Origin of the sequence: Bradyrhizobium sp. AUGA SZCCT0222 (assembly GCF_018130205.1) — a bacterium.
Taxonomy (GTDB): domain Bacteria; phylum Pseudomonadota; class Alphaproteobacteria; order Rhizobiales; family Xanthobacteraceae; genus Bradyrhizobium.
Genome location: NZ_JAFCLX010000025.1, coordinates 74,575 through 95,733, shown reverse-complemented (window position 1 = coordinate 95,733; position 21,159 = coordinate 74,575). Strand labels below are relative to the sequence as shown.

Sequence of the window (21,159 nt, the reverse complement as noted above, 5' to 3'; positions counted from 1 at the left end):
GATACCCTGATCGGCGGGACCGGCAATGACTGGCTCCGCGGCGGTGGTGGCGACGACACCTATGTGTTCAACCGGGGCGACGGTCAGGACGCCATCAGCGACTGGAATTACGGTAACGACAAGATCCAGTTCGGCGCCGGCATCACGGCCGCCGATCTGCAGGTGACGAAGAGCAGCAACGGCGAAGACTTCATCATCGCGATCCTGGGGACCGACGACAGGATCACGATCCAGCGCGGCATCACCGCCGACTGGACCAGGATCGAGCAACTGCGCTTCGCCGACGGCAGTACGCTCAGCTATGCCGACATGCTGGCGCTGGTCGCCGCCAACGACCTGAACGGACTGACCGCGATTGGCGTGGTGGCGGGCAATGGCCTCGTCGGCGGGGATGGCGCCGAATTGCTCGATGCATCCGCTTATGCGGTTGGCGTCTCGCTGAACGGGCGCGGCGGCTACGATAGCCTGAATGGCAGCGCCTATGCCGATATCCTGATCGGCGGCGCCGGCAACGACACGCTGACGGGTAACGCAGGTGCGGATACCTATCGCTTCTCGGCCGGTTTCGGCCAGGACGTCATTCAAGATTACACCTGGAACGGCACCAACAACGTCATCGAGTTCGGTTCCGGGCTCTCGATCGACGATTTCGTGCTGGAGGCCTATGTCTGGAATAACGATTTCCAGCAGGCACGTCTGCGCTTCGCCGGCAGCGACGACCAGATCTCCATCGACGATCTCGATGCGATCGGCCAAATCCGCTTTGCCGATGGCACCGTGCTCGACAAGCAGCAGATGGTGGCCCGGGCGGTCAATTACTGGAGCAACGACCGTGGTTTCGACTCGTCGGATTTCCCCTCCGCCGATATCCTGACCGGCACGTCAAATGACGACTACCTCGATGGCTTGGGCAGCGGCGATACGCTGATCGGCGGCGCCGGCAACGACGAACTTTACGGCGGTGACGGCGACGACATCCTGATTGGCGGAACCGGCACCGACTATTTGTCGGGGGGCGAAGGCGCTGACGTCTACCGTTTCTCGGCCGGCTTCGGCCGCGACAGAATCGTCGCCGGTGAAACGGGGCTCGACTGGATTGAATTCGATTCCAGCCTCACGCCAGCGGATATCGAGCTGCAGCGCCCCTTTAACCGATCGGAGGGGACCTTTCTCACCGATGACTTGCTCGTGCGGGTGAGGGGCACCGAAGACGCTATCGAAATCCGTTACGCACTCAGCGAGGAACCGTACGACGGAATCGCCGGCATCCGCTTCGCCGATGGGACGATATGGACGCTTGCCGAGATAGCCGCCGCCGCGGTCCCGACGCCGGGAATCGAGCAGCGTGGCGCCGCCTCGAACGATACGCTGATCGGCACCGCACACAGCGACTCTATTGATGGTGGGGGCGGCGCTGACATCCTTGTTGGCGGGGCGGGAGACGACGGACTGTTCGGCGGGGAGGGCGACGACACCCTCGATGGCGGCGCGGGCAGCGACTATCTCTGGGGCGACGCCGGCGCGGACACCTATCGCTTCTCCGCCGGTTTCGGCAACGACGATATCGATGATTTCCGTGAATACGGCTCGGTGAATGCGATCGTTTTCGACTCGAGCGTCGCGGTTGCCGATATCGCGGTCTATTTCTCGCACGACGGCGAAGATCTGATCCTGAGATCGATCGGAACCGACGACTCCATCACTATCTACTACGCCTATGACGACGAAGATTCCGGCATCGATGAAGTCCGTTTTGACGACGGAACGATCTGGACCCGTGACCAGCTCGTTGCCAACGCCGTCGAACTGCCGGGCACTCTGATCGAGGGGGACGAGACCGATCAGACGCTCACGGGAACCGCTTTCGACGACAGCATCGACGGCGGCGACGGCAATGAGACCATCATCGGTGCGGCCGGCAACGACGGACTCTTCGGCGAAGCCGGGGATGACATCCTGATCGGCGGGACCGGCAACGACGTGCTGAACGGAAGCATGGGCAATGACACCTATCGCTTCTCGGCGGGCTTCGGCTCGGATCAGGTTTGGGTCTCGGGATACCAGGCCGAAGACAGCGATGTCATCGAGTTCGACGCGACGATTGCCGCCGCGGACGTCCGCCTGACCCTTCAAGGACCCGATTTGTCCTGGGGCGTGCTGCTCACCATCGACGGGAGCACGGACCAGATCATGCTGGGCGGGCTCGATGAATTTGACGAGATCCGTTTCAGCGACAGCACGGTCTGGACCTATGCCGACATCCTGTCACGCAGCCAGCCATGGCAGGGTGTAGAGCTCACTGGCGGCCAAGGCACCGAGATTCTCGGAACGAGCGGCTGGGATCAGCTCGTGGCCGATTACGACGTGGCGTCGCTCATCATGGGCTTTGCCGGCGAAGATGACCTGAGAGGTTCGGCCGGCGAAGACATCCTTGACGGTGGAACCGGCAACGACGAGATGCAGGGCCGCGCGGGTGCGGACACCTATCGATTCTCGGCCGGCTTCGGCCAGGATAATATCTACGAAGAGCAGGGTGACGACGACGTCAACCACATCGTGTTCGATGCGACGATCTCTTCCGCCGACATTATCGTCGAGTACCGTCAGCGCTATGGCGGTATCGAATATGCCGACGTGATTCTGCGCGTCGCGGGGACCGAAGACCGCATCACGCTGAGTAGTGGCTTCGCCTACGCCGACTACGACGTCCGCTTCGTTGACGGCACGATCTGGAATGCCGACGACATCCGGGCGCGCTGGAGCCCTATCGGCGGCTCCCAACAGTCCGGCGATCATGGCGCTCCGATGGTCGGCGGCACGACCAACGACTCGATGTATGGATCGAGCAATGATGACGTCATCGAAGGGCGCGGTGGCAACGACAGGCTGCTCGGCTACGGCGGTGACGACATCCTCGTCGGAGGGACCGGCTCCGATCAGCTTTACGGCGAAGGCGGCAGCGATACCTACCGCTTCTCGGCCGGCTTCGGCGAAGACCGGATCTACGACTCTGCCAACAGCGACGTTAACGTCATCGAATTCGACGCGACGATCAATCCGGCGCAGGTGAGCGTCCTGACCGACTCCTCCGATTTGTCCGGCACCTTCTATCTGTCCCTTGCCGGGACCGAGGATCGCATCTGGGTCTCGCGCGACGCCCACGATGCCGTCATCTCGGAAGTCCGGTTCGCCAATGGCACGGTCTGGACCGCAGCCGATCTCGAAGCGCGTCTGGCATATTCGAACAGGCCGACGATCACCACCGCCGCTACCGGTGCCCAGATGTCCGGCACCGCGGGCAGCGACACGCTGACCGGCACCGCCGGCCCGGACGAAATCAACGGCGAAGGCACCGTCCAATGGCGGGCTGTCGGCGCCAACCTGCTCGTCAATGGAAGCTTCGAGCAACGTGCCGCCGATGCCACCGCGCAGAGCTTCGGCTACTCGGCGACCACGATGCCGGGCTGGACCAGGGTCAACAGCACCCAGCCGGGCACGACGCAGGGCTTCGAGCAGTTCAATTCCGGCTACGGCAATATTGCCGCGACCGACGGCAGTTATTGGCTCGATCTCGACGGGACCGGCACCGGGGGCGGCAACAGCAACCTGCACATCGTTCAGGACGTCGCCGGTCTCACCGAGGGCGAAACCCTCCTGGTGCAGTTCGACCATGCCAACCGCACCTATGATACGAACGGCTCGTTCGAAGTGCTGTGGAACGGCGTCGTCGTCGCAAGCTTCGCGAACAGCTACACCGCCATGATGCATTCCAGCATCCTGGTGACGGCAGCGGCCGGAACCAACCAGCTCGGCTTCCGCAGCACCGGATCCGCGGACTCGACCGGCGCTTCCCTCGACAATGTGAAGCTCACGCGCACGGAGACGTTCGCGAGTTCGGTGGTCGGCAACGACGTCCTGTCCGGCCTCGACGGCAACGACCTGATCCGGGGCGGTGCCGGCAACGACACGATCTCCGGCGGCAACAACGACGACACGCTCTACGGCAATGGCGGCAACGACGCCGTCAACGGCGATGCCGGCACCGACATCCTGATCGGCGGCAAGGGCAACGACAATCTGGCAGGTGGAGCCGGCAACGACGTCTACCGCTTCGCCGCCGGCGACGGGCAGGACACGATCACAGAGGCGTCCGGCATCGACCGGATCGAATTCGGCGCCGGGATCGATCCGGCCGACGTCACCGTAGCGCTGATCACCAATTCGTCGACGCTCGCGATCACCTTCCGCAACAGCGACGACCGCATCATCATCAACAACGGATCGTCCCCCAGCGCCATCGAGAGCTTCACCTTTGCCAATGGCACCGTGTGGAGTTTTGCCGATATCGCGGCGCGATGGAAGACGCCAACTTCGGGCGCCGACATCATCATCGGGACGAGCGAAAGTGAAACCCTGGCGGGCGGCGCGGGCAATGATAGCCTGTTCGCCTTCGGCGGCACCGACACGCTGCTCGGCGAAGCCGGCGACGACACGCTGACCGGGGTGAACGACGGCAATATCTTCGTCGGCGGCACCGGCAACGACACGCTGTTCGGCAAGTTCGGCAATGACATCTATCGCTGGGGTCGCGGCGACGGCAACGACGCGCTCGTTGATGCTGGCGGGGTCGACCGCATCGAGATCGGCGCCGGCGTCGCGCCCGGCGACATCAAGGTCAGCGTCGTCGACACCTGGACTCTGGCGCTGCGGATTGGCGACACCGGCGAGGAGCTGAGGCTCACCGACGTCCTTCGCTACCCGGATTACTACACCATCGAGAGCATTGCCTTTGCGGACGGCACCGTCTGGTCGGTGAACGAACTCAGGAACCAGTCCTTCACCGGCGGGGAGGGCGCCGACACCACGATCGGAACAAGCGAGGCGAACCGCATCGAAGGGCGGGGCGGCAATGATAGCCTCACCGGCCTCGGCGGCGCCGACATCCTGCTTGGCGGTGACGGCAACGACGCACTGAATGGCGGCGCCGGCGACGATCGCCTGGTCGGCGGCCTTGGCAGCGATACGCTGATCGGCGGCACCGGTGCGGACACCTATGTGTTCGCGGCCGGCGACGGCGCCGATACCATCACCGAGGGCGGTGATGCGACGACCGATACGTTGCGGATCGAAGGCTACAGCCTGTCGCAGATCCGCTTCGGCGCGCTCGGGCAGGATCTCGTCATCCGCTTCTCCGGAAGCGCCGATCGTATCATCGTCCGCAACGGTCTGGGGACTTCCGTCGGCGATCTCGTCGAAGCCTTCGAGATTGCAGCCGACGGCGTCACGCTGTCGCTGGCCGATATCCGCACCCAGCTCGTCGACGACGTCGCCGTCAGCGGCGATTGGCTGGTCGGCGGTGCTGGCGACGATACGCTCAGTGGCGGCAATGGCGACGACTATGTCAAGGGTGGCGAGGGGGCCGACACCCTCTCGGGCGGCGACGGCAACGATCATTTCGGCGATCTTTCGGCCGACAGCTCCGTCGACACGCTGACCGGCGGCGCCGGCCGCGACACCTACTACTTCCTTCCGGTCCGGCAGGGCGCGACGCCTGTTGTCGCTGACGTCATCACCGACTTCCAGGCGGGCGCCGGCGGCGACGTGATCCGCCTGATGTCCAGCAATCCGAATCCCTTCGAGGGCGGCGGTATCTGGCTGGCGCAATCGGGAAGCGATACGGTCGTCATGATGCGCGCGACGTCGGGGCCCGACCAGGTGCTGCTGCGCCTGCTCGGCATCGACGCCACGACGCTGACACCGGCGAATTTCGACGGCGTTCCGATTGCCATCGACAATTCGATCAACATCAACGACGACGACACCGGTCATGTCCTGAGCGGCAGCGCGCTCAATGACCGCATCTTCGGCAATGGCGGTAACGACACCATCAATGGCTTCGCCGGAAACGACCGGCTCGCCGGTGGCGCCGACAACGACACCATCGATGGCGGTCTCGGCGATGACCTCGTCGCCGGCCAGGAAGGCGCCGACCATATCATCGGCGGCGGCGGCAGCGACATCATGTCGGGCGGCACCGGCGATGACGTCGTGATCGGGTTCGGCGACGGCAGCTTTGCGACCGATACCGACGTGTTCAGGGGCGGTGAGGGCGATGATCGCCTCGAAGGCGGCACCGGCACCGACATCTATCACTTCGCGCGCGGCGACGGGCGCGACGTCATCGTCGATCTCGGCGGCAACGACCGCATCGAGTTCGCCGCTGGTATCGTCGCCGGCGACGTCAGCGTCGTGCAGATCGGCCGCGATATCGAATTGCGCATCGCCAATGATGGTGGCCGCGTCCGCTTGACCGGCGCGCTCGACGGCAACAGCGCCATCGAGACCATCGCCTTCGCCGACGGCAGCACGTGGAGCTGGACCGAGGTGCTGACACGGTCCCTGCCGGGGTCGGCCGGCGACGACGCGCTCAGCGTTCCCGTCGCTTTCGAGAACGATCTCATTACCCTTAGCGGCCTGGCGGGCAACGACGTTCTGCAGGGCGGCGCAGGCGCCGACACCCTGATCGGCGGCACCGGCAACGACACCCTCAAGGGTGGGGCCGGCGACGATACCTATGTGTTTGCCCGCGGTGATGGTCAGGACACCATCCTCGACACCGGCACCAACACCAACACGCTGAGCTTTGCCGCCGGCATCCTGGCGAGCGAGGTGCGCGTCGTGCGCGGCACCACGAATCTCGTGCTCGAGATCGTCGGCACCGGCGACCGCATCGATCTGGGCTCGCCTGCTGCGCCGGGTATGGGCATCTCGCGCGTCACCTTCGCGGACGGCACGGTCTGGACCGAGGCTACTCTCATCGCGCTGGCGCGGATTGCGACGGACGGGGATGACGTCATCCGGGGAGATGATTTCGACAATGCGCTCGCCGGCGGAGCCGGCGACGACACCCTGATCGGCAACGCGGGAACGGATACGCTCGACGGAGGCGCGGGGAACGACCGCCTCGAGGGCGGCAGCGGCGACGACACCTATCTGTTCTCGGCCAATGGCGGTCACGACCGCATCAATGATACCGCCGGCAATGACATTCTGACGCTGGCCGCGGACATCTCGCCATCAGACATAACGGTCTCGCAGAGCCGGGACGGGGCCCAATTCACGCTGATCGTCACGTCGACCGGCGCGCGCGTCACCTTCGAGAACGCGCTCGGCGCCGGCGGGATCGAACAGATCCGCTTTGCCGACGGCACGGTCTGGACGACCGCCGACCTGATCGCGCGTGCGCCCAGCTTCGATGACGACGTGCTGACCGGGGATGCCGGCGCCAACGTCATGGTCGGCGGGCTCGGAAACGATCATTTGTCCGGCGTCGCCGGCAGCGACACCTACCGCTTCGCCCGTGGCGACGGCAGCGACGTCATCGACGACAAATCGTCCTCGATCGCCGACCGCCTCGAGATATCAGGCTATACCGCCGCCGAGATCAGCTTCCACCGTCTGGCCGCCGACAGCGACGATGTCGCCATTCGCTTTGCCGGTACGACCGACCAGATCGTCATCGTTGACGCCCTCGGTGCCAATTCTGCCGGGATCGAGACGATCGCGCTCTCCGACGGCACGCAGTTCACTGTCGCCGACATGCGCCTGGCGATCCTCGCCAGCCTTTCGACCGACGGCAACGACATCATCATCGGCACCGACGGCGCCGATACGCTGATGGGGGGCAAGGGCCGCGATCTCGTCCAGGGCGGCTACGGCAACGACACCTATGTCTATCGCCGCGGCGACGGCGACGACCGGATCGATGCGGTTTTCTCCGGAACGGATGTCCTGAGCCTGACCGACTACAATGTTGCGGACGTGGTCTCCGCGGTTCGGGCCGGCCCTGACAGCAATGATCTCGTGCTCAGCTTCTCCGGGACCGGCGATCGCGTGGTGCTGATCGACGCCCTGAGTTCGTCCAACAACGCCTTTAACGGCCTTTCGGTACGCTTTGCCGATGGCACGATCTGGAACCGGGACGCAATGCGGGCCCGCGCGCTGTCCGACATCGACGGCACAGAAAATGACAACGTCTACGGCTTCGACGGTGCCGACAGCTTCGCCGCGCGGGCAGGCAATGACCTGCTCTCCGGCGCAGCGGATAGCGACAGTTACGCGTTCCGTCGCGGCGCGGGCAACGACACGATCGCCGATTCCGGCACGTCGGGAACGGACACGGTCCAGATCCTGGATTTCGCGTCCACCGATGCGAGCGTCGAGCAGCTCTATCGCGGCTCCGAAGCCATCATCATTCGCTTCACCGGCAATAGCGCCGACAGCCTGACCGTGTTCGATGCGCTCTCGACCGATGCCAAGGGCATCGAGAGCTACGTCTTCGCCGACGGCGTGACCTGGACCAAGGAAACCCTGAGGGAGTTGCTCGGCAACCGCGCGCCGACAGCCGTCGGTGACGGCTTCTTCTCGGTCACGACCGGCGTCGAGCTTGTCATCACGGCGGCCGACATCCTGCGCAACGACTTCGATGCCGATGGCGACGCGCTGACCATCATCGGCGTCGACGCTGGGACTTCCGGCGTCGCCACCATCGATGCCCAGGGCAACATCCGCTACACCGCGACCAACGGCTATTACGGTTCGGCCTCGATCACCTACACGATCGCGGACGGCCATAATGGCTTTGCCACGGCCTCGATCGACCTGCGCGTGCGCCCGGTCGCGACCGCCTATCCGGACAGCGGCTTCACCGTTGCGGAAGACGGCTCGCTGGTGATCCGCGTCGAGCGGCTGCTGGCGAACGACCTCGACGGCGATCGCATGATCGTCGGCCAGGTGATCGGCGCGGTGAACGGGTCGGTCGCGCTGTCGAGCGATGGCAACATCTCCTTCACGCCGAACGCCAATTTCAACGGCACGGCCGAATTCACCTATGTGGCCAACACCCCCGAGGGCGGCCGCGCCGAGGCCAAGGTCGTCATCCAGGTGACGCCGGTCAATGACGCACCGGTCGCCCATAACGATACCGCCCAGGCGATCGCCGAGGGCACGACCTTCACGCTCGATCCGAGCACCTTGCTCACGAACGACACGGACGTCGACGGCGACGGGCTCACCATCCAGTCGGTGCAGTCCAATGCTGACGTCGCCGTGACGATCGGGGACGACGGCCTCATCCATGTCGCGCCGCGCTCCTATTTCTGGGGCAATACCTGGTTCGACTACGTCATCGCCGACTCCAGCGGCGCGACCTCGACGGGCCGCGTGAGCTTCGCGGTCACGCCGGTCAACGACGCGCCGGACCTGCATGACGATCGCTTCGAGACGACCGATGCCGGCGATCCGATTCGCGAAGACAATCCGATTGTCATCAGCGCCGCACGCCTGCTTGCCAACGATCTCGAGCACGACGGCGAGACGATGACGATCACGGCCGTCCGCAACAGCCATGGCGGCCATGCGACGCTGCTGGAAAACGACACGGTCCTCTTTACCCCGACCACCGATTTCAACGGCGATGCGTGGTTCGAGTATCAGGTCGACGACGGTCATGGCGGAACCGCCTGGGCGCGCGCGACGCTCGCTTACCAGGCGGTCAACGACCTGCCGGTCGCGCGCAACGACAGTTACACCGACGTAGCCTTGCCGATCCTGCGCGGCCTCGAAGACAATGCGATCGAGATTCCGATCATCGAGCTCCTGAAGAACGATTTCGATCCGGAAGGATTCTCGGTCCAGTTCGAGAGCGCCGGCAACGCCGTCCATGGCGATATCGAGATCACCGACCACGGCACCATCATCTTCCGGCCCGACGCCGACTTCTGGGGCGAGGCGACCTTCAGCTACCTCGTTAGGGACAATGAAGGCGCAGTCGACGGCGCCACGGTGACGATGTGGTTCGAGAATGTCGGCGACGCCGCGCCGGTCGCGCGCCGCGACGTCATCTATGTCAACGAGGATATCCCGTTCGTCATTCCGATTTCCGAACTGCTGGCCAATGACAGCGACATCGATCGCGATCCGCTCCGCATGCTGGGCTGGCGTCTGTCGACGCAGCTCGATGCGCTGATCTTCGGCGGCGACGCCGGGCAGCCACTGAACGGCACGATCGAGTATGACGGTAACGGCAATCTGGTCTTCACGCCCAACCGCGACGCGAGCCAGAGCTCGGGCTTTATCTACCGGGTCACCGACGACGCCGACGGCGAGGCCGAAGGCTATGTCGACATCATCGTGGTGCCGACCAACGACGATCCGACCGTCGGGCAGGACGATGGCTTCGTGACGCAGCTCGATGCGCCGCTGGTGCTGCGCGTCAGCGACCTCCTGAAGAACGACTACGACACCGAGCAGGCCGACCACGACGGCGACGGCGTGATCGATGACGACCTCGACAACCCGAACCGCGCGCGGCCGACCTTCGTCGGCATCGACGGCGTCTTTGATGCGGACGCGCTTGCGCTGGGCCAGCGCGTGCCGCGCGGCACGGCCGAGATCGTCGACTGGAACGGCGAGAAGTTCATCGTCGTGCACTTCGCCGCCGGCTTTACCGGCCGTGTTGCGGTCGAATACCGCATCGCCGACGCCGACGGTGCGACCGACACCGGCTTTGCGATGGCGTCGGTCGCCGACAGCTATAACGGACTGCTGCGCGGCACCCTGAAGGCGGACTACCTTGCCGGCACAGATGGCGCCGACCTGATCCAGGCATTGGCCGGCAACGACTTCATTCTGGCCGGCGAAGGCAACGACACGATCGAGGCCGCCAGCGGCGACGATCGCATCGATGCGGGTGCCGGCGACGACTGGATCGACGGCGGCGACGGCGCCGACCACATCACGGGCGGCGACGGCTACGACACGGTCAGCTTCGCGAACTCCGATATCGGCCTTCGCGCCGATCTCGAATCCCGCGTCGGCCAGGGCGGCTACGCGCAGGGCGACACCTATATCGGCGTCGAAGCGCTCGTCGGCTCGCAATTCAACGACGAGCTCGGCGGCGATGCCGGCGACAACCGGCTCGAAGGGCGTGCCGGTAATGACCTCCTCGAGGGGCGCGGCGGCAACGACACCCTGCTGGGCGGTGATGGCAACGATCTCCTGAACGGCGGAGCAGGCGCCGACATGCTCGCCGGTGGGGCCGGTAGCGACACGGCCGACTACAGCTTCGGCGCGACTGGCGTCTCGATATCGCTGGCGGCGGGCACCGCCCATGGCGGCGATGCCGAAGGCGACGTCCTGACTGACATCGAGAACCTGACCGGCACAGATGCGGGCGACGTTCTGGAGGGCAATGCCGCCGCGAACGTCCTGTCGGGTGGTCGCGGCAACGACATCCTGACCGGCGGCGCCGGTGATGACACCCTGATCGGCGGGCGTGACGCGGACCAGCTGATCGGCGGCGACGGCGTCGATATCGCCGACTACACGCTATCGGCCGAAGCCGTGATCGTCGACATGGCGAACGGCGCCGCCGGCGGCGGCGACGCCTTGGGCGACACGTTCTCCGGCATCGAGATCGTCCAGGGCTCGTACCAGAACGACACGATCCGCGGCGACGGTGGCGACAACCGCATCCGCGGCGGGCGCGGCGCCGACATCATCGACGGGCGAGGCGGTTTCGACATCGCCGATTACAGCCGTGCCGATGAAGGTGTAGGCGTCAATCTTTCGACCGGCCTCGGCACGTCAGGGGAAGCTGCCGGCGACCAGCTCACCTCGATCGAGATGCTCGTCGGCTCGCTCTGGGCCGACCAGTTCATCGGCAGCAGCGGCGATGACCGGTTCCAGGGCCTTCGCGGCAGCGACACGATCGCGGGCGGGGCGGGCTCTGACACCTATCTGTTCGGATTCGACGACGGCGCGGATGTCATCGCCGAGCAGGGCGCGGAAACCGACATCGACCGCCTGGTGCTGTCCTCGCCGCTCGCGCCGAAGGACGTTTCGGTGATCCGCGAGGGCAACGATCTGCTGCTCGAGTTCGAACGGCAGGACGGCTTCCTCGTCGACACCGTGCGCGTGACCGACCACTTCCTCGGACGTGAAACCGGCATCGAGGAGGTCGTCTTCGGCAACGGAACGGTCTGGACCCGTGATCGGATCGACGAGTTGCAGCAGCTTGGCCGCTTCAACGCCGCCGACGATATCGTGCACCTCGCCATCGAGGACGTGCCTGTCATCATTGACCCGGCCACCCTGTTCGACAACGACGGCGACATCGATATCGCAAACCTCACGCTCGTGGGTGTCGGCCAGGCGGTGAACGGCTCCGTGCATGTGCGCGAGGACGGCAGGATCGAGTTCCTCGGCGCGCCGAACTACAACGGCGACGCATTCTTCTCCTATACGGTGCGCGACCAGTTCGGCCGCGAGTCCACCGCCCGGGTCGAAGTCAATCTCTCGGCCGTCAACGACGCGCCGACGGCGGTTAACGACGCGCAGGTCCATGGGGTCGAGGATCAGATCCTGCGCATCCGGATCGATACGCTGCTCGCCAACGATTTCGATGTCGATGGCGACGCCAACCTCGAAGAGCTGCGCATCGTTTCGATCGCGCCGCTGACCAATTTGGCCGGAGAGGCGATCGACGGCTACAAGCACGCCGACTACCGGTTCGAAGCCAGCAACGTCAGCGCGAAGATCGACGGCGACTATATCGAGTTCACGCTGCGCCCGGATTATTTCGGCGCGGCCGGATTCATTTACACGCTGACGGATGCCAGCGGCGCCACCTCGACGGCCAAGGTCGAGATCTCGATCGCGCCGGTCAACGACGCGCCGCGCGACCGCGACACCTATCGCTGGATCCGCCTCGGTCAGGACACGACCGTCACCGTTGCCGACCTGATGGCCAACACCTTCGACATCGAGGGCGACAGCTTTACCTTCGTCGGCCTGCATGGCGGCATCGACGGCAATCCCGGCAACAATGGCGGCGTTATCTTCGACGAGGCGACCGGCACCATCACGTTTACGCCCTGGTCGCTCGGTCTCGCGAGCATCGAATACGATGTCATCGATGCGCGCGGCGCGGCGGCGACCCTGACCTACGACTTCAAGGTCAAGCCACTCAACGACGCGCCGAAGGCTCATAACGACTACGGGTTCAGGACGCTCGAGGATCAGGTCCTCGTCATCGACCCCGCGACGATCCTTGCCAACGACACCGATGAAAACAATGACACGCTCGTCATCGACAGCATCGCCCGGTTCGCCGACGGCGGTAAGGTCCGCCTGCGCGCGGACGGCATGATCGAGTTCCGGCCGACCGCCGACTACAACGGCGCGGCCGGATTCGAATACACGATCAGCGACGGCCGTGGCGGCACCGCGACCGCCTATGTCGCCATTACGGTCATGCCGCGCAACGAGGTTCCGATCGTGCGCAATGACTTCGTGAGCGGACTGGAAGACGGGCCGCTCTTTGTCATCCCCGGCGAGGCCTTCGGCAACGACATCGATCAGGACGGCGACGTGCTGTTCTTCAAGCGCACCACCGTGCTTGGCATCGTCGATCACCGCTACCTCTCCGCTGATTTCGAGGTCAGCGCGGCCATGGCCGACGGCTCGGCGCTGCCGTCGTGGCTCCATTTCGATCCCGGCACCATGCGTTTCACCGGAGTGGCTCCGGCGGGCATGGATCCGGTTTCCGTCGACGTCTGGATCAGCGATCCCGCGAACGGGCGGGTGTTCAATACGCGGTTCGAACTGACCGAGAGCAACGTTTCGGAAGGCTTCGACGCCCGGACGGATGTCCTTGAAGGATACGAAATCCGGTCTCCGTTCTCGGTCAATTACGAGTTCAGCGCTGCTGACCTCGACGAAAACACCACTGTTACGGCGGCTCTGGCCGACGGCACGGCGCTGCCGTCCTGGCTCAGCTTCGACGCCGAGACGCTGCAATTCGTCGGGATACCCCCCGAAGGGACCACCGATCCGATCGACGTTCGGATCACCTTCACGCGTCCGGCCGAGGGCGGTGGCGATCCGCTGACCTTCACGGACAGCGTGACGCTCGATCCGGCCGCACTGCCGGCCGGCGTCACCTATGACAGCCAGCTCGCGCTGTTCGACACCAGGAACGGGACGATTTCGGCCTCGATCGCCGGCGGCCGTCCGCTGCCGGAGTGGCTGTCGTTCGATGCCGCCACGCGCACGGTCAGCCTTTCCGGCTTTGAGCCGGATGAGGATGCACAGCTGGCGCGCCTGCAGGTCGTATTCACGCCGGCGCCGCGCGTGCTCCCGGATGGGACCTATGCGTCGAGCGATCGTGGCTTCACGCTGGAATTCGTCATCGATCCGCAAGGCGATCTCGAAAGCCAGATGGATGCGATCAACCAGGCGCTGGAAGGCAATGCCTATTTCGCAGACCAGGGCTTGTTCGCGCTCGACCTGAAGGGGGCGGGTGCAATTACGGCGACGCGCGAGAGCGGCGCGCCGCTCCCCGATTGGCTGACGTTCGACGCCTCGACCTTCACCTTCTCCGGCATCCCGTCGCCCTCCTGGATCGGCGCCGTGCCGGTCCGCCTCGATATCGCAGGGGGTAACGGCCACCCGGCCATGTCGGTGATCACCGAAGCCGTGGTCGACGATACGTTCCGCATCATTGAGATCAGCGCCTCTGCAGTGCTCTCGCCCGAGCAGATTCGCCTGCTGGTCCCGGCGGATTTCAACGGCACCGTCGTGCTCCGCTATGACGCGACCGACGAGAAGGGCGGCACCTCCTCGAAGCCGGCGCTGATCTTCTACGACATCAAGCCGACGCGCGAGCGCCCGGACGCGGCCACCGACGCCCTGACGGGACGCGAGGGCGAAATCACCCGCTTCGCAGTGACCGACCTCTTGCGCAACGACTTCGATCGCGACCGCGATGCGCTGCGCATTGTCTCGCTGGGCCAGCCGGGCAACGGTTCGCTCGTCATCGAGCTCGCCCATGTCGAGATCGTGCCGCCGGCCGGACTTGGCCAACTCGACGGTGCAGTCTGGAGCGCGACGCTGGCTAACGGCTCGGCCTTGCCGTCCTGGCTCACGATCGACAGCGCGACCGGGATACTCTCGGGCGACGTGCCGCTGGCTTTTGCCGCGAGCCTCGATATCCGCTTCACGCGGACGCTGGAGGGCGCCAGCCAGAGCGAAACACTGACGCGGGCCTTCGACGGCAACGCCGGCGCCTATGCCGTCTATACGCCGACGGGTTCGTTCTCCGGCGATGACGGCTTCAGCTATGTCGTCACTGATGACCGCGAGGGTACGTCGACCGGTACGGCCATCGTGCATGTTGCGGCCTTGAACGATCCGCCGACCCCCGTCGAGGATATTGTCGCGGCCGTCGAGGATACGCCGCTTCTGATCGACCCGCAGACCCTGCTGGCCAACGACTTCGATGTCGACGGCAATCCGGTCCGCTTCGTCGATGTCGTCAACGCGAGGCACGGCACGGTCAGCTTCGACGGCACGCATATCGTGTTCACGCCGGACCACAATTTCGAAGGCGTCGCTTCGTTTGAATACATCGTCACCGACGACACCCACGGCTCAAGCACCGGCAAGGTGAAGGTCAACGTCGCCTCTACCAACCGCGCTCCGATCGCCGCGACTGACGTGTTCGAGATCGACGAGGACACGCCGTTCGAATTCACGACGGCGCAGTTGCTCGGCAACGACAGCGACCTTGACGGCGACAGCATCACATTCCAGTCGTTGTCGCGGAGCGCCAATGGCGGGCGCATCGTCGAGTTGCCGGGCGGGCGCTGGCAGTTCGTTCCGAACGAAAACCTCAGTGGTCCGGTGAGCTTCAGCTATACCGTCACCGACGGACGCAAGACCTCGACCGGAACGGTGAGGTTCGACATCGCCGCGGTAAACGATGCTCCGATCGCCAATGCCGACGGGGCAGGGACGGGCAATGATCCCGAGGGCGTCTTCAGGACGAAACAGGACCAGGCGCTCGTTATCGACTTCGCCGCGTTGATCGCCAACGACCGTGACGTCGAAAGCGACAGCTTCGAGATCGTCGAGATCTTCGACGGCGACCAGGGCACGGTCATTCGCGTAGGCAACACGGCCGTCTTTACGCCGGATGCCGGCTACATCGGCGATGCGGGCTTCCACTACCGCGTCACCGACAGCCATGGCGCCACCAGCGTCGGCTATGTGACGCTGCTCGTTGCGCCCGACGTCCCGCTGCCGATCCCGGTGTCGGATATCGGATTCGAAGTGCTCGAAGACGGCTTTATCGACATCGATCCGGCCGCCCTGATGGCGAACGACTACGCGCCCGAGGGATCGACGCTGATTTTTGTCGGTATCGAAGGTGCGGAGCTGCTTGCGAACGGCAAGTATCGCGTCACGCCGGCCGCCGACTTCAACGGCGAACTCGTGCTGCATTACTCGATCAAGAACGAGCAGGACTTCGCGGTCTCAACAACCGTCACGATCAACGTCCTGGCGGTCGCCGACGCGCCGGTCGCGCGCCCGGACGCGCTGGAAATCGGCGAAGACACGCCGCTGACGCTGTTTGCCAGCCAGCTGCTTGCCAATGACAGCGATGCCGACAAGCAGGCCTTCGTCCTCACCCGGATCATGAACGCCACGGGCGTCACCGTCACGGATCTCGGCTTCGGCCAGCTCCGCATCACGCCGGATGCCGATTTCACCGGACCGGCCTGGTTCGACTACGAAATCGAGGACAGCGCCGGCCTCAGCGCGACGACCCGCGTCAATATCGTCGTGACGCCGGGCAACGACGCCCCGTTGATATCAGCCGTTCCCGTGCTCAAGGGCACCGAGGATCAGCATTTCATCGCGACCCTGCCGGCGGGCTTCGTCACCGACGTGGATGGCGACGCCTTGTTGGTCGAAATCCGGGGCAAGGATGGCACCGCGCTGCCGTCCTGGCTGCAATACGACCACCTGACAAGGACGCTGAGCGGCGATCCGCCCGCCAACTTCAATGGCGCGATCCAGCTCGAAATTGCCGCTTCGGATGGAACGGCGCAGAGTGTCCGCGAGCTTCTCGTTTCGATCGCGCCGGTCGGCGACGCGCCTGCTATCGCGAGCCCGATCAGCGATGTCGCCGTGGACGAGGATCAGGCGTTCTCGATCCCGCTCCCGACCGATGCGTTCGCGGACGCCGATGGCGACGCCTTGACCTTTACGGTGGCGCTCGCGGACGGTTCACCGCTGCCGTCCTGGATTTCCGTGTCGGGCGGTCAGCTCGTCGGAACGGCGCCGGAGAACTTCAACGGCGATATCGAGATTGCGGTCACGGCCAGCGATGGCTCGCTGTCGGTCACTGGCAATTTGCGGCTGACCGTCCGGGCGATCAACGACGCGCCGGTTCAGATCCGGCCGCTCGAGGACCAGGCTGGCGTCCAGGGCGAACCCCTCGATGTGGCGCTCGACATGACGGCGTTTACCGATATCGACGGCGACACGCTGACGTTTACCGCCCGCCTGGCCGACGGAAGTCCACTGCCTTCATGGCTCAGCTTCGACGGCGTGCGCTTCACCGGCACCCCGCCGATGGATCAATACGGAGATATCGACATCGAGGTTTCGGCCAGCGACGGCTCGGTCTCGGTGAGCGATACCTTCCGGCTGACCGTCACGCCGGCCAATGACGCGCCGGTGGTGGCAACGCCGCTGGCTGACGTGGTCTCGCCAAGGAACGTCGCGATCACGATCACGATCCCGGCCGGCAGCTTCACGGACATCGATGGCGATCCGTTGACCTTGACGGCGACGCTTGCCGACGGAAGTGCGCTGCCCGCCTGGCTCAGCTTCGACGGCGTGCGCTTTACCGGAACGCCACCCACCAACTTCAGCGGTGTGTTCGACATCACGGTGACGGCCAGCGATGGCACGCTGTCGGCGAGCGACGTGTTCCGGCTGACGATCCCGGCGGTGAACAACGCACCTGTCGTTTCGATCCCGCTGTCCGATGTCGCCGCGGTCGAAGACTCCGCCGTGTCGATCACGATCCCCGCCGGTAGCTTCACGGATGTCAACGGCAATGCGCTGACCTATACGGCGAAGCTCTCCAGCGGCGCTGTGCTGCCGGCCTGGCTGAGCTTCGACGGGACGCGATTCACCGGCACGCCGCCGGCGAATTTCAACGGCGCGCTCAGCATCAGGGTCACGGCGAGCGACGGCGCATTGTCGGCGAACGACGTCTTTGTGCTGACCATCACACCGGTCAACGACGCGCCGGTGCTGGCCGTTCCGTTGTCCGACGTGACCACGACGGAAGACGCCGCGGTGTCGATCACGATCCCGACCGGCCGCTTCACCGACGCCGACAATACGCTGACCTATACGGCGACGCTTGAGGACGGCACGGCACTGCCGTCCTGGCTCACGCTCACCGGGACCAGGTTCACGGGCACGCCGCCGGCGAACTTCAACGGTGCGATCGACATCAAGGTCACCGCCAGCGACGGCATGGCCACGGCCAGCGACGTCTTCCGGCTGACGATCTCGCCGGTCAACGACAGGCCGGTGCTGACCGCGCTGCTATCAGACGTGACGATTGTGGAGGATACCCCGGTCTCCATCGTGGTCCCGGCCGGCAGCTTCACGGATGCCGAAGGCACTCCGCTGACCTACACGGCGACGCTCTCCACCGGCGCCGCTCTGCCGGCCTGGCTGAGCTTCGACGGCACCCAGTTCACCGGTACGCCACCTGCGAACTTCAATGGCGTGATCAATCTCAAGGTCACGGCCAGCGACGGCGCGCTGACGGTGAGCGACACCTTCGCGCTGACCATCACGGCGGTGAACGACGCGCCGGTGGTGGCTGTGCCGCTGTCCGACGTGACCTCGGCGGAAGATGCCGCGGTGTCGATCACGATCCCGACCGGCCGCTTCACCGACCCTGACAATACGCTGACCTATACGGCGACGCTTGAGGACGGCAGTGCGCTGCCATCCTGGCTCACGCTCACCGGAACCAAGTTCACGGGCACGCCGCCGGCGAACTTCAACGGTGCGATCGACATCGCGGTGACCGCCAGCGACGGCACGTTCTCGGCCACCGACGTCTTCCGCCTGACGATCTCATCTGTCAACGACAGGCCGGTTCTGACCACGCTGCTGCCTGACGTGACATTTGAGGAGGACACTCCGGTTTCGATCGCGATCCCGGCAGACAGCTTCACGGATGTCGACGGCACGCCGCTGACCTACACGGCGACGCTCTCGACTGGCGCCGCGCTGCCGGCCTGGCTGAGCTTCGACGGCACGCAGTTCACCGGCACGCCGCCGGCAAACTACAAGGGTGCGATCGACATCAAGGTGACCGCCAGCGACGGTTCACTCACGGTGGCCGACACCTTCCGGCTGACCATCACGCCGGTGAATGACGCGCCGGCCGTGACGGTGCCGCTCTCCGACGTGACTTCGGCGGAAGATGTCGCCGTGTCGATCACGATCCCGGCCGGCCGGTTCACCGATGTCGACGGCAATCCGCTGACCTATACGGCCAGACTGGCCGACGGCAATCCGTTGCCAGCCTGGCTCACCTTCAGTGGAACCCGGTTCACGGGCACGCCGCCGTTGAACTTCAACGGAGCGTTCGACATCGAGGTGACGGCCAGCGACGGCACGCTCACCGCGAGTGACGTGTTCCGTCTGACGATTGCGCCGGTCAACGACAAGCCCGTTGCCGCCATCGACGGTCCGCTCTCCGTCACCAACGGCGATACGCTGCTGATCGCGCGCGAGAGCCTGCTCGCCAACGACAGCGACATTGACGGCGATATTTTGACCATCATCTCGGTCGGCGCTGCGCCGAAGGGAACCGTGGTCCTCGACGTGGATGGTATCCACTACACGCCGGACTTCGGTTACGAAGGCGCCGACAGCTTCACCTATGTCATCAGTGATGGCGTAACGACAGCGACCTCTACGGTCCAGCTCACCGTCTCCAGCGCCTTCCAGAGCTGGGTGCAGGGAACCACCGGTGTCGACACGCTTGTTGGCAACAACGGTGCCCCGAACAGCATCTATGGCGGCGCCGGCAACGACACGATCACCGGCGGCGACGATGCTGACCGGCTTGCCGGCGGTGTCGGCAACGACACGCTCAATGGCAGTGACGGGGATGACGCGTTCTGGGGCATGACCGGCAATGACGCGATCAACGGCGGCAATGGCACGGATACGGCCTATTACAACGGCGTCGGATCGACCTACTCGATCGTGACGACGGGCGGCACCGTCCAGGTCACCGACAACCAGACGTCGGCGAACGGCAACGATGGGGTCGATACGCTATCGAGCATCGAGAAGCTGATCTTCCGCAACGGCGAGACCGTCATCCTCGCGGCACCCATCATCCTCGATCTGGATGGCAGGGGCGTCGAGACACAGACCGCCGCCCAGTCCGCGGCCAGGTTCGACATCGACGGTAACGGGATTGCCGACGACACCAGCTGGATCGGTGCTACGGAAGCCTTCCTGTTCCTCGACCGCGACCGCAACGGGACTGTGAGCGGTATCAAGGAGCTGAGCTTCATCGACGACGTCGCGGGCGCTCACTCCGATCTTGAGGGCCTGCGCGCCTTCGACAGCAATGGAGACCATATCCTCTCGGCCAGCGACGTCAGGTTCTCGGACTTCCGGGTGTGGCAGGACCGCAATGGCGATGGCATCGCCCAGAACGCGGAGATCCTGTCGCTGCTGCAAGCGAATGTGCGCTCGATCAACCTCGTGGCCACGCCGACGGAAGCTCAATGGCAGTTCGGCAGTACGGCGATCGTCAATCGCGGGCTCTACACCCGCACCGATGGCAGCACGATGCAATATGTCGATGCCGTGCTGACCCACGCGTCGGCCCCGCAGCAGCCGGCCGTCCCCGCTGTGGACTCCCCGACCGCAACACCACCGGCCTCGAACCTGGCTTCAGCGCTCGAAATCCTGGCCGGAAGCCCCCCGCGTTCGATCGGCGATTGGCTCGGGCTGCGTGCGTCACCGCTTGCGGACAGGGTGGGAGCGATCGCCGCCGGCGATTGGGCATCGACTCCGCCTCCGCATGCCGGCGACAATGGCGCGGCAAGTGCGCACCCTCCTGTCTCAGGCGATGCGGAGCATCTCCTCGCGCTGATGCGGCAGGATATGTCCGCGTTCGGTGCCAGGGTCGGTGATGCCGATCTCAACTGGCGCAAGGCCGAAGCATCGCGGCCGATGGACTTCTTCGCCTGA

The 21,159-nt window shown here is 65.0% G+C and carries 1 protein-coding gene (only partly in view); it reads left to right on the top strand.

Annotation, left to right across the window (positions count from 1 at the left end):
- Positions 1-21,159, top strand: the 3' portion of a protein-coding gene (locus tag JQ629_RS37180; protein ID WP_249135204.1) for a tandem-95 repeat protein. It extends 10,512 nt beyond the left edge of the window; the window shows 21,159 of its 31,671 coding nt (coding positions 10,513-31,671); its start codon lies off the left edge, out of view; it ends in the stop codon at positions 21,157-21,159.